At 48.1% G+C, this 12,530-nt stretch carries 11 protein-coding genes; 6 read left to right on the forward strand and 5 right to left on the reverse strand.

Features of this window, described 5'->3' with window-relative positions:
- Positions 1–18: 18 nt before the first annotated feature.
- Positions 19–393 carry a hypothetical protein gene (locus tag EL628_RS19555; RefSeq protein WP_126581585.1) on the reverse strand — a complete coding sequence of 125 codons (375 nt, stop codon included), beginning with the start codon at positions 391–393 and terminating at the stop codon, positions 19–21.
- Positions 394–519: 126 nt separating this feature from the next.
- Positions 520–2,184: a glycosyltransferase family 39 protein gene (locus tag EL628_RS19560; protein WP_126581586.1), complete on the reverse strand. Its 1,665-nt coding sequence runs from the start codon at positions 2,182–2,184 to the stop codon at positions 520–522.
- 321 nt (positions 2,185–2,505) lie between these two features.
- Between EL628_RS19560 and hisS the strand changes: the two genes are divergently transcribed.
- Both hisS and EL628_RS19570 read left to right on the forward strand, forming a co-directional pair.
- A complete protein-coding gene (gene hisS / locus EL628_RS19565; protein ID WP_126581587.1) occupies positions 2,506–3,810 on the forward strand; it encodes a histidine--tRNA ligase in 1,305 nt (434 codons plus the stop codon).
- A 354-nt stretch (positions 3,811–4,164) separates the two neighbouring features.
- The gene (locus EL628_RS19570; RefSeq protein ID WP_126581588.1) at positions 4,165–5,493 is read left to right on the forward strand and encodes a mannosyltransferase family protein; all 1,329 of its coding nucleotides are present in this window, start codon (positions 4,165–4,167) and stop codon (positions 5,491–5,493) included.
- Positions 5,494–5,603: 110 nt separating this feature from the next.
- Here the strand turns inward: EL628_RS19570 and EL628_RS19575 are convergent, their stop codons facing one another.
- The 3 genes from EL628_RS19575 to EL628_RS19585 all read right to left on the reverse strand — a co-directional run bounded on the left by EL628_RS19575 (position 5,604) and on the right by EL628_RS19585 (position 9,789).
- Entirely contained in the window at positions 5,604–7,085 is a 1,482-nt protein-coding gene (locus EL628_RS19575) for a zinc finger-like domain-containing protein (RefSeq protein ID WP_126581589.1), read from the reverse strand.
- Between the two features lie 213 nt (positions 7,086–7,298).
- A complete protein-coding gene (locus tag EL628_RS19580; RefSeq protein WP_126581590.1) occupies positions 7,299–8,492 on the reverse strand; it encodes a M24 family metallopeptidase in 1,194 nt (397 codons plus the stop codon).
- A gap of 181 nt (positions 8,493–8,673) precedes the next feature.
- On the reverse strand, positions 8,674–9,789 hold the full coding sequence (locus EL628_RS19585) for a multicopper oxidase family protein (RefSeq protein WP_161975623.1): 1,116 nt from the start codon (positions 9,787–9,789) through the stop codon (positions 8,674–8,676).
- Positions 9,790–10,027: 238 nt separating this feature from the next.
- Here EL628_RS19585 and pgeF point away from each other — a divergent pair, with 238 nt between their 5' ends.
- The 4 genes from pgeF to EL628_RS19605 are packed head-to-tail and all read left to right on the forward strand — an operon-like array spanning position 10,028 to position 12,527.
- Positions 10,028–10,960 (forward strand): peptidoglycan editing factor PgeF, encoded by a 933-nt coding sequence (gene pgeF / locus EL628_RS19590; protein ID WP_161975624.1) that lies wholly within the window; start codon positions 10,028–10,030, stop codon positions 10,958–10,960.
- A gap of 50 nt (positions 10,961–11,010) precedes the next feature.
- Entirely contained in the window at positions 11,011–11,739 is a 729-nt protein-coding gene (locus tag EL628_RS19595) for a YggS family pyridoxal phosphate-dependent enzyme (protein ID WP_218028950.1), read from the forward strand.
- Positions 11,736–12,230 (forward strand): DUF6391 domain-containing protein, encoded by a 495-nt coding sequence (locus EL628_RS19600; RefSeq protein ID WP_126581593.1) that lies wholly within the window; start codon positions 11,736–11,738, stop codon positions 12,228–12,230. Before EL628_RS19595 ends, EL628_RS19600 begins: the two co-directional genes overlap by 4 nt.
- A gap of 3 nt (positions 12,231–12,233) precedes the next feature.
- Positions 12,234–12,527 (forward strand): YggT family protein, encoded by a 294-nt coding sequence (locus EL628_RS19605; protein ID WP_126581594.1) that lies wholly within the window; start codon positions 12,234–12,236, stop codon positions 12,525–12,527.
- The last annotated feature ends 3 nt before the right edge of the window (positions 12,528–12,530 follow it).

Below are 12,530 nucleotides of genomic sequence, written 5' to 3' on the forward strand. Positions count from 1 at the left end.
CTACATGAAAGAAACACGCTAGCCAGGGTTAAGTGCCTTTCCACTACGATGAATCGGTTGCCCCTGGCGCACGCGCTGTGCCGCTGAACGATCCTTCTGGGCTTCCAATTTAATCAACGGAAAAGCACGCTGGAACTGCTGAGATAATGCCTCTGCCTTTTCCTCTGAGAACAACGCACGTTGCTCATAAGCCTCGGCTAACAGGTTCTGCTTCTCTTCTACGTCAATCTCACTCAACAAAAGATAGGCCAGGGTAAAATCAGGTTTACCTTGCTGGGCATACCCTTTCGCACAGGCAATGCTATCTTGGCCCTGTGACACCTGCCCCTGTGCCTTCTCTAAAAAAACATCTTTTAACATGCTTGCATATAAGGTATGAAATCTATCTGCCATCTTACGCTCCAGAATTATTTACAGGAATGGACAATGGGACCAATTGTTTGTCAGTGAAACAATCTTATTAGCCTCTATCGTATCATACGATAGTTAATCACTACCTCGCCCCCGTACAACTGTAAATCACTGCGTAAGATATAACCGAATCGTCACTGTAGATGTAACGAGCTGGTCAACAAAATGGTAATGCTGATCCAACCATTGCCGCGCCTGGCCAACATGTTGTGCCGCCTCAGCATCTGGCAAACGGCCAATAACATAGAAAAGGCGTTGATGTTCGGCTGCATATGGTTGCAGGCTGGCAGGGTCCGCAGCTGCCGCAAAGCCCACCCGCTGATTTACGGGACCAAAATTGCTCCAGGAAAAGGCTCCAGGTGTATCAGCGTCAAAATGGACGGCTGGATCATACGTATGAAGATAGTACTCTAAAGAGATCTGGCAGCCCTGATTCATCTCATTATCATAACAGACTAACCCATCCTGTTGCTGATAACGCTCTGCTAGCCAGACAGAGATCGTATTCCAATCCTCGACCTGCGCATTTTCATAATAGGAAGGAACGACCAGGAGCGCACAAAGGATCAGGCAAATAACGGCTCCCATCTGCACAACACGCCACCTCATTACCTCAATCCCTGCAGCCACAAGTAAAAAGAATGGAGGGACAACTGTGACAAGATAGCGCGTGGAGAAGAGGCGCAGCGTCCCATGAGAGACGCCATAGCTGATGATAATCGGTAGAACCAGCCAGCAAGCAGTAGCCCAGATATATGGGAATAGAGCCTGCTGTCTCATAAACAAAAGGTGCTGCTTCTTAGAGTAAGATTGTCCTATCAGCCATCGGTGACGCCAGGAAGACGAGAACAGCAAGAGTGCGCTCACGCTACAGCCTGGAAGAATACAACTGACTAGAAGAAGAAGATAGAGACGGCTGTCGCCACCAATAGTGGCAAAGAGGTGGTAGAGATCAGCACGATGTGGGATATCAAGCCAGCCTGTTTTGGCACCCTGCAAGCTCTCCCAGAGCATTGGCAGAATCCCCAGACCGATGGCACAGGGACTGGCAATTGCTATCCTCCATTGCTTATGCACCGCCTCTTTCATCTCTCCAGGCAATATCCACAAACCACATAATGCCATCAACTGTGCCAATAGGATCAGTATGCTAAAGAGATGAGTATAGACTGCAAGCGTGTTTGCCACGATATAGAGTCCCCACCAGCGCCGTTTATAGCCAGGGGTAAGGGCCCGGAAGAGTGCATACCAGGCTAAAGAGAGGAGTAATAGTTGTAATGCATACGAACGCGTCTGTTGAGCATAGGTCAACTGAAGGTTATTAAGCAGGTAAAGCAAGGCTCCAACGGTTGCAGCGAACGGATGGAGAAAGCGTCGCCCCAGGATAAAGAGGACGAACGATGCCAGAGCAGCAAAGATCGCCGACGGAAACCGCACGACGAACTCAGTTGCAGGAAAACCCAGGGCTCCAATCATGCCAAGCCAGCCGTGCAAGAAGAGATAATAGAGCTCCATGTTCGGCTCGGGGCCAAAAATAATATGCCAGATCAGAGGAAGAGGCTGACGCGCCAGCTCAACTGAAAAAGCTTCATCAAACCAGATTCCAGGGACCCCCAGACGAAAAAAATTAAATGCAAGTGCCAGCACAAATAGAATACATCCCACTACCCAGTCAAGCGGAATACATCCAAAAAATGTGCTCCACCAGGAGAGCCGTTTTTCTCGATCATTCAATGCTAAAAAAGACTCAAAATACTTAAATTTGCTTGCCATAAATCATTCTCTCCCATCAGCCAACTCCTCTCCAACATCCCATCGCACGTCCTTCGTTGCTGAGCCTTTAAGTCAAAAACGAAATATCCCCCAGACGGTCACCCACTTATCAGAAAGTAATACATAGCTCTTGAACGTGATCATTTCAGCCAATGGTTCAAAGTAGACGAATATCCCCCTCTTTACATCATCGCTTGATCATGCAAACATCATAGAAGAGGACTCAGACCACTCATCTGCTAGCTTAAAAGCTGCATGCTCTATCTGGATCTGTTATAATAGCCACGACTCGTATGTGCGTGGAGGAAAAAAGGACTACTTATGCCTGAACAATATAAATCTTTACAGGGCTTTCGTGATATTCTCCCTGACGAACAGCCCTACTGGCGCTTTATTGAAAAGATTGCGTCCGAGGTAGCACAGCTCTATGGCTATCGACGCATCGATACTCCTATTCTCGAGGAGACGGCTGTTTTTCATAAATCCTCGGGCGAAGGCACTGATATCGTCGAACACGAGATGTATAATTTCGACGACCGCGCCGATAAAGAGGGGAAACGACAAAATATTGCCCTACGCCCCGAAGGAACCGCAGGCGTCGTACGCGCCTATCTAGAACATGGCATGTTTCAGTTAGCCCAACCAGTCAAATTGTATTATCTGGGAACTGAGATGTTCCGACGCGAGAAGCCACAGGCAAAGCGCTATCGCCAACACCATCAGTTTGGCTGCGAGGCACTGGGCGAAGGCGATCCTGCCATTGATGCCGAAATGATTGGCCTGCTCTATCAGGTCTATTCACGCCTGGGCCTTCAGCATATTCGGGTCAATATCAATAGCATTGGCGATCGCAATTGCCGCCCACAGTATATTGAACTGCTGAAAAATTATTACCGTCCACTTCTAGCTGATTGCTGTGACGACTGTAAAATCCGCTTTACTAAAAATCCTTTGCGTCTGTTAGACTGTAAAGAGCCACAGGATCAACCAAAGATCGCTGCTGCACCCAGAATTACAGATCATCTCTGCGAACCCTGTCAGGAGCATTTTGAGGCCGTCCAGCGGTTCCTGACCTTTTACCAGGTTCCTTACGCCATCGATAAGCTGATTGTACGCGGCCTCGATTATTATACCCGTACCGTGTTTGAGTTTACTTCCGAGGTAGACAATGTGGCCTTAAATGGTGGAGGACGGTATGATGGTCTCGCAGAGATCCTCGGCGGCCCCACCACACCAGGCATAGGCTTTGGCGCTGGCATGGAACGTATTATCCTCGAAATGAAGCGCCAGGGCATTGTCCCGCCCGGTGAAACAGCCACCCGCGTCTTTGTCGTCTACTTTGGCAAAACGCCAGAGTTCAAAAACGCTGCCGTACAGATTACAGCTAATCTACGCCAGGCAGGCATTAAAGCTGAGATGAGCTATGGAGATCGTAGCCGCAAAGCTCAGATGAAGCAGTCCAATGCTTCAGGTGCAGCCTACGCCGTTATCCTGGGAGATGATGAGCTGGCTAATGGGACTGTCTCTCTCAAAAACCTTCAGGCCGATGGCATGGAGATAGAGAACAAACAGATTCAACTTCCCCAAAGTGAGCTGATTGCTTATCTGACAGGTGAAGGAAAGTAAACTATTGGCAAGATTTCGAGTAGGCGGAGATAGGCAGCTTCAAGTCTGTTATCTCTGCCTCTATTCTTGCATAATCACAATACCTCCTACAATTCTTTGTGATCACAATAGCTACCACAATCATTCATGCTATTATAGCCCCCTTTAACGCTAGACTCCCATGAAAACAACTTGGGATGCTAAGAACACCATCATATTCTGAACTCTAATCATTCCATAAAATAATGAGTTATCCATCGTTAAATAGGTCTATATGTACTCTTCAAGTTACCTTCCACTTCCAAAGGCGTCAATATTCTTGGGTATTTATATCTCTCTTCCTTGAGATTTAGTCACTAAGGAGTTCAGCTATCTATGAATTTATCAGACGAGAAAATGGTTGCCGATACTGATATGACGCTACCATTGACAGATACTAGTACAACCTCTCAAACAGATGAGACAGCAAAACGCCCGGTGCTGCTTCTTGAAGACACTCCTAAAAATTCTCATGTTATTGCCGAACTTACAAGACCAACAGTGCGCCAATCAGCGAAAAATCTTTTTGTCTATTGGTTTTCGGCGCTTAAATATATACTCCCTCTGTATATTGCTTTCCATATCGGTCTGCTCTTAATTGATATATTTAGCGGCTTCTTCTCATCAGACAGCACTCAATTGAAGCCTTTCAATCTTTGGCATAATTTTTTCCGTTGGGACATTGGCTATTATATGGATATTGCCGCTCATGGGTATACTTATAGCACACAGACGGCTTTCTTCCCTCTATTTTCTGTCTTTGTCCGAGCTAGCGTCTATCTCTTCCATCGCAATTATCTGCTCTCTGCTCTCTTTGTATCAAACGTAATGGGCCTGATAATGTTAGTCGTTCTGTATCAATTAGTGAGAGAAGATTTTGATGAGCAATTAGCCAAAAAGGCTGTTCTGGTGCTTTCTTGTTTTCCAACTGCTTTCTTCTTTGCAGTTGGATACAATGAATCGCTGTTTATCTGCCTGGCAATTTTGAGCTTTTATTTGATGCGCCGAGGTCAATGGTGGCTTGCTGGATTTGTTGGTTTTTTGGCAGTCCTGACACGTTCAACCGGAGTGTTATTAGTTATTCCATTCTGTTACGAATACTTACGCCAAAAGCATTTTCGGCTTCATCAGATTCGCTGGAATATTCTTAGTGTAGTCCTTATCCCTCTTGGTCTGGGGCTATTCTCTCTTTATTGTTACTACCGATTTGGAGACTTTTTAGCCTTCTCACATGCCCAAAAAGCGTGGGACCGGTCCTATCAACTGCCATGGGTTGGAATTGCTCAAACTATTACTCTTGTTCTTAAAGATAATACGTTTCTAAGCTATCATGCCATTTACAGCTGGCTTGATATCATTACCAACCTATCCTTTCTTCTTCTCATCATTTTGAGTGCAGTTGGACCGTTACGCTTTCCTCGCTCTCACTGGTCTTACATTATACTGGCTGCCGTAATGTTCATTTTCTTCCAGTCGTTCCCTCTCGTCACTTACGCTTTTCCATTATTATCAACTATACGCTTTATGTTAGAGCTTTTTCCAGCATTTATAGTTATTGCTAAGCTCTGTAAATATCGCAGTTTTGAGGTTACTTATATAACTATCTCAAGTACACTCCTCGTTTTCTTATCACTCTACTATGTCATGGGTGGATGGGTTGCGTAATATCTTTTATACTTTCTCTTTGAGTCAAAGAGCAAAAATAGACAGAAGACTATCTGTTTCCTTGATAGTGTCCTGTCTATTTCTAGCGTCTGAGTGACTACTGAGTGCTCTTATTTGTCTTCGCTCTCTTCATGAATACTATAAGGTGGCACTTCTTCAGAGGAGCGATAGCCTCTGGCTTGCTCATTGCTAACCGGGGGCTCAGAAGGGGCTGAGGCTGGTGTGACAAGATCGTTACTGATAGCTTTGAAGAGCCGCTCTATCCGATCCCAGCGTGCCGGGAACCGCTCTGCATAGAATTTTTCGTTGCCCTCTCGATCATAATAATAGAAGGTATATTCTTCATCTGCATAACGATATCGTACGGATGTATATGAGATACGCACAAGTTCAAGAACCTGCAATGTGGCTCTTGGGGCTGCCTGCGGATCTGTACCGGGCTTCTCTTGACTCTGCGACTCAGATTTGACAAGGCTCACGGCTGAACGCCAGATATCAATTGGCACGTTCTCCGGTGGCGCTTCGGCATGGAGGGTCTCATCGACTTCTCCACTATAGAGCAGATCACCTTCTGCTCGGGCCAGCTGCGCCTGAGGTATCGGGCTGTTCCCTACAATGCTGGTGCGCGTATGCAGATCAAAAGTTCGTACGATCTCTCGATGCCGCACAACTTTGCCTGTCCCATTACAATTTGAGCAGAGCGACATCCGCGCTCCCTGACATACCGCACAGATGCGCTTTCCATTACCACACGTGCAGGGAACCTCTCCATTGACGCAGTCTGGACAGGGGACGGTCGGTCCCTTGGCAGCAGGATCGCTATCTGCAAGATTAGGAATGGGTACGCCTTGCTGGCGGATCGAATCAAAGGCGTCGGCAACTTTTCCACCAACTGAACTGGCTACGTTCTCAGCCTGCTTGCGGAAGAAAGGTTTCTTCTCCCCTGGTGTCCAATCAGCAACATATCCTCGCCCTCGACAGGTGATACAGCGCTTCTTGGTTCGCCCTTTGCAGTCTGGACAGACAATCCAACCACGACCACTACAGTTCGAACAGAGGGCATGTCCGGTGCTATTACAGGATGCACAGGCAACGACCTCGTCACGATTGAGTCCAGTGCGTGTCTGAGGAGCTTTCAGTCCTGTCACAGGGGGCAGTTCGTAATCCCAGATCGGCACGATCGGTTTAGGCAGACCTGGTGTGTTCCCAGCATAGGGCTCACTGGTGATTTCCAGTGCTCGCTGCTCCCAACGCGTCTGAACGGTGATCTCCCAGAGCTCATCGGTCGCCATTGAGATACTATCCATATAGGTTCCCAGATCGCGTGCCACCCGCCAGTTCTCAGTACTCCATAGATTGGCCAGTTGCCGAATACGCTGCTCTTCTACGCTATTCGCCTCATGTGCAACTGGTGCTGTCTGGGATTGTGACCAGTAATCGTTGGCTTTGTTCACGGCGCGCTTGAGGCGGAGCTGCACCTCGCTCGCTCCTTGCGTTACTTTCCGTCTGATATCTTCCAGACGTTTGTCCATATCATCAAAATTTGGTTGGCCCGAGCCTGGACGCGGACCCTGCTCCCACTCATCACTCATAACTGATTACTGCCTCCCTTATCTCAATCTGATGTATGCACACCAGCACAATAACCGCGCAATTGCTTTCATAAATATCTACGCGAGAGTCCAGGGTGGGTTGTAAACGCTTGAGAAGGGCTGCAATACTGTTTCACCTTTGTAGAGATGATCAACGTCGAGATCAATATTTGTAATCTCGACGTTGATCATCTCTACCAAAAGTATGCTCTATTAAGGGAGAAGAGGGGTAATCTCTCCCTGGGCTGGTACACCAGTAACTTCGGCATCTCGCTCGAAGATAAGAAGGTCTACTTCACTACGGACACCAAATTCAGGCAAGTAGATGCCTGGCTCGATAGAGTTGCAGGTGTATGGAAGCAGAACGCGCTCATCCTGGGTCTCAAAATTATCGATGTTGGCTCCATTGCCATGCAGATCGGCTGAACCAATGCTATGCCCCGTACGGTGCACAAAGTAGTCTCCATAGCCAGCTCTCTGAATAACGGTACGCACAACATCGTCAACCTGGCGGCCCTCGACTTTTTCACCTGCTGCTAACCGCTCACGCGCAAAGGCAATACCTGTATCACGGGCACGTCTTACGATCTCAAATACTTCTCTCTGCTTAGCTGGAATCTCTTCTCGCGTGCCCGCAAAGGCAACCCAGGTGTAATCAGCATAGACTGCCCCTGGCTGTGGTAGGGTGGCCCAGAAGTCAAACAAGATTAAGTCGCCGCGCCGAATTGGGCTAGAGTTATGGATGGTTGGTTCATAATGTGGGTTACCACTATTGCTATTCACTGCAACGATGGGAGCTTCTCCTTCGGGCGGAATGAGACCGGCCTCCAGAATAAGTTTCAGAAAACGTTGTTGGACTCCGTATTCATCCAGTTCTCGCCCCGCTTGGAGATCAGAGCGTAGCTCTGCAAAAAGTTGATCTTTTACTGCAATGAGCCGCCGACCTGCTTCACGATGGCTGGTGATCTGGTCTGGGGTGAGTTGCGCTATAAAGCGCTGCGCCAGATTCGCAGAAGTGACAACCTCTACTCCCAATGAGCTCACAAGCTCGAGGGTTCCCGCGTCTACACGCGAGACGTAAGGAATGGCATTGCGGGGCGAATATTCCATCGCCAGCCTCTTTCCCTGCAATTGAAGCTCTTTCAGGTGATCCTGCATCTCCTGCCAGGTTCTGAAGCTCAAACGCTGACCCGGTAATGAGTGGAGAACATGTGGTTCGACTGCGCTGATCAGGGCCGTTGGCTCACCCTGAACTGGCACATAGTAGAACCAGCGCCGTGTGTACATCTCTTCTACTGGCAATTGTAAGACCTGATAGGCAATCGGATTGGACTTGCGAAAATCATAAAAAAGCCAGCCGTCAAGCTGCTCGCCCCGAATGGCTTCCTGGATCTGAGCTAACTCCATCAAAGATGTCCCTCCTGCAAGTGACAAAGGTTTCTGTCATTGTACCACCACTGTTGAAGACTCTTTTTCACTCTCATGATAGCGTTGTCTTCATGATGACAGACCTCTTGAACAGCACGAATGTGTCTTCTCTCCGCTGGAGGATAGAGAGAAGACACATTCAGGTCAAGCACACAAAGGGTTAGCCGTTCATATGCAGGCTGGACATAGGCACAGGGTTAGAGCCATCTGGATTGTTCACATTGATAAAGGTCATCATACCACCTGGATAGTCTCCATTATTGGTAGTGTTCTGCTCAATATGATCATGGAACATATAACGGCCAGCTTGATTGAGATCAAAGAGGATATCGTATCGCTCGCCAGGAGCCAGCAATAATGTATCCTTCTGATAAGGATCAGATAGTTTTCGCCCATCGGTTGCAATGACGGTAAAATGAAAACCATGTGAGTGAATAGCATGAACGGTATAGCCACAGTTGATCAGACGTACCAGGAGATGCTGTCCAACCGTTGCCTGTATAAATGACGAAGGATCATCCATGATATCTGGCCATGCATGCCCATTCATAAGAAAATAATCAGGACGATATTGAGTCCAGTTCGGATTATCACCGCCGCTATGGAGATTGGTATAATCTTGTTGATGAGCACCGCTATCCATGTCGCTTAGCACCAGCGTATACGACTTATCAAAACGCGGGGTACCAGCGTATGCATAGTGTGTATCCCCACCGCGTGGGAGCACAATAAAAGCTCCATACATCCCCATCTGAATATGCTCTGTGGCGCTCTCATGACAATGATACCAGTATGTTCCTGCCTCTTTGGCCACAAAATGATAGGTGTACTGCGAGCCTTCTTTCACTGAATCCTGGGTTGGGGAAGTCATCGGATCACCATCCATCGCACTGGGAAGGTCCAGTCCATGAAGATGAATAGTGTGTCCATCTCCATCAGGATTAAAAGAGGTTTTGGTTGGATCTTTATCATTGACCAGAGTCAGGTTGACGGTATCGCCTTCGTTGACCGTCAGTACAGGCCCAGGAATTTTGGCTGGCCCCTGAGGATCATCTGTATAGCCGAACACATAAATCTGTTTTCCATCCGGCATTTTTAACGTGGTATCGCGTACATAGAGCTTAAAATTGCGCACCTGCGCCTTCGTACCCGCAGATGAAGCCAATACTTGTTCCGAGCCACGCCCTGTGAGCGAGAAGCCCAACAGTCCTGTAATTAAAAAGGCTGTGATGAGCAGTCCTAACCCCACCCCGAGCCGGGTGCTCTGCTTTTCCATGCGTTTTTTCTCTTTCTTGCGGTTTGCAATGGATCTAGCCGTCACCTCTATCATTTAGGGTGACTTTTTATATATACGTATAAACGCTGCTATATTGTCACTCTACTTATCTTAAATTGATGGAGTTGCAATTACGGAAATGAAGGATGGTTTCATCGCTGGCTGTGTTAGAATAAAGCTAAGCCAATCTTTCTCAGTACGTAAGTACATATTTTTCTCAGTACATAAAGGAGCTATCTTGATCGAGCAGCAGCTATCATTTCTTCAGTTTGATCTTTATCAACAATTTCCTGAGCTGACCCATGGCGTCTTTACGCGCCTGGGTGGGGTAAGTCAGGCTCCCTATGCTAGCCTCAATACGTCGACTCCCCCTCGTGGCGTCAACGGCGATAGCATTAACAATGTCATTCACAATCGCCAGTTAGCTCTGCGTGCCCTTGATCTTCCAGTACAATCCTGTATTACGCTCTGGCAGATTCATGGAGCCGATGTCATCACATATCGCTCACAGGATGAATGGCGTACTGATTGGGCTGACCATTCCTACTATGAACGCAGTTGGACGCCAGCAACGATTCGCAAAGGTGATGCCTTAATCACACACGAACGTTCGGTCACACTTGCTCTCTCCTTTGCAGACTGTGTACCGCTTCTCTTCTATGCACCCCAACAGCGCGTCATTGCGCTTGCTCATGGTGGCTGGCGAGGCACAGCCCGAGGGATAGCCATAGCAACGGTTGAAGCAATGCAGCAACAGTACGGTTGCCAGAAGGAGCAGATCTATGCAGGCATCGGGCCAGCAATTGGTTCGTGTTGCTATGAAGTAAGCTCAGATCTTCAAGAGATCTTTTCTGGTCGATTAGCATTTGATGAGATGCCAACGCGTATAGATTATCTTCCTCTGGTTAGAGAGTCGGCTGTCTTCTCACGGGTTGAACTCCCAGAAAGAACCAGTCTCCGTCTCGATCTGCAGGCAACGCACCGCAATCAATTGATGATGATTGGTATTCCTGAGGATCAGATTGAGACAATGCAGATCTGCACCAGTTGCCATACTGAACAATTCTTTTCTCATCGCCGCGAGCAAGGGAAAACGGGCCGTTTTGTCGTTCTGATGTCCCTTAAAAAATCGTTCCCCTCGCAAGACAGAGACTGTACAAACTTGCTATAATAACAACAGATTAAGAAGACGCAATAGACTGACTAGTAAAGAGAAATTTTGTGATAGACAAGCATTTGCAGGCTCAATATGAGGCTCTTACAACCAATCTCGCAACGGTCCGAAGCACCATCGCTGAGGCGGCGCTTCGCTCGGGGCGTCAGCCTGACGCTATCACACTCGTAGCCGTCTCAAAAACCAGGCCACTTGAAGCCATCCAGGTCGCAGCACAGGCTGGAGTTCGTGATTTTGGTGAGAATCGTGTTCAGGAGGCGCTGCAAAAAATCGCAGCGTTCCCCACACCTCGCTGGCATCTGATTGGACACCTTCAGAGTAATAAGGCCAATAAAGTGGTTGGCGCATTCCAATTCATTCATAGTGTCGATAGCCTGCATCTTGCTCTGGCACTGCAACGTCAGGCCGAAAAACTACAGATACGCCAATCAATCTTATTACAGGTCAATATCTCTGGTGAAACAAGTAAAGAAGGGATGCAGCCCGATGAGGTGCCAGGATTGGCAAGGCAGATTGTCGCCCTTCCCAATCTCGAGGTGCAAGGATTGATGACGATCGCACCACGTGTTGAGGAACCAGAAACAGTTCGCCCGATCTTTCGTGCACTTCGCATTCTGCGAGACCAGCTGCAACAGGAGATCCCTGATAGCTCCTGGTCTCAACTATCCATGGGTATGACCGATGATTATTGCGTAGCAATTGAAGAAGGAGCAACCATCGTTCGCGTTGGGCGAGCGATCTTTGGAGAACGAATCGACAGAGGAGAGCTGCAATGAAGCTTGCTGATATACCAATGAGCCGGCGTACACGCCAGAATCATGCTCTAGAACACGCTACCTTTACTATTATGGCCCGTATGGACCCTTCGCTCAATGCTGTAGCCCGCTCCAATCCGGATGGCTTTACCATCTATGGTGAGGTTAAGATGGAGGTCCTCCACAGAGCTGTAGCTGAGGCTCTGAGCCGACTTCAGGCTGGTGAAGCAGAACTGGCTATTCATCCCAACTGTGGCACAAATCTCGCAGTGGGGGTCTCACTTATTACGCTTGGCACTATGCTGGGCTTTGCTTCGACCAGAACACGTACCCGCGTAACGACTGCTGCGGCCTCTTCAATCGCTGGCTGGGCCGCCGCCCGACCAGTAGGTGAATATGTCCAGAAGCACTTTACCACGTTGCCAGATCTCCAGGGCGTTCGTGTGATCGATATCGCCCGACGCACGTTCCTGGGTGTCTCTTTTGTTGAAGTTCGAACTATACAGGAGTAATTCATGTTTGTGCCACATGCCTTACCACTACCAATTGTGAGCTTCTTGATTCAGCTCATTACAGGGGGCATCCTCGTATGCCTTTTTATTCGTATTCTGGCTTCCTGGTTAAATATCGGCGAGGGTAGCAACCCGCTTATGCGTTTTATCGCCAGAATCACGGATCCTTTCCTCGAGGCGGTACGCCGCTTTGTCTGGCGCGTCTGGATTATCGATATCTCTTATCTGGTTACGATGTTTCTTGTCTTTACCATTCGTGCCCTTTTGCTACAGTCGGTCATGCCTCTCGGCTGGTAAGAC

The organism is Tengunoibacter tsumagoiensis (assembly GCF_003967535.1).
Lineage (GTDB): Bacteria > Chloroflexota > Ktedonobacteria > Ktedonobacterales > Ktedonobacteraceae > Tengunoibacter > Tengunoibacter tsumagoiensis.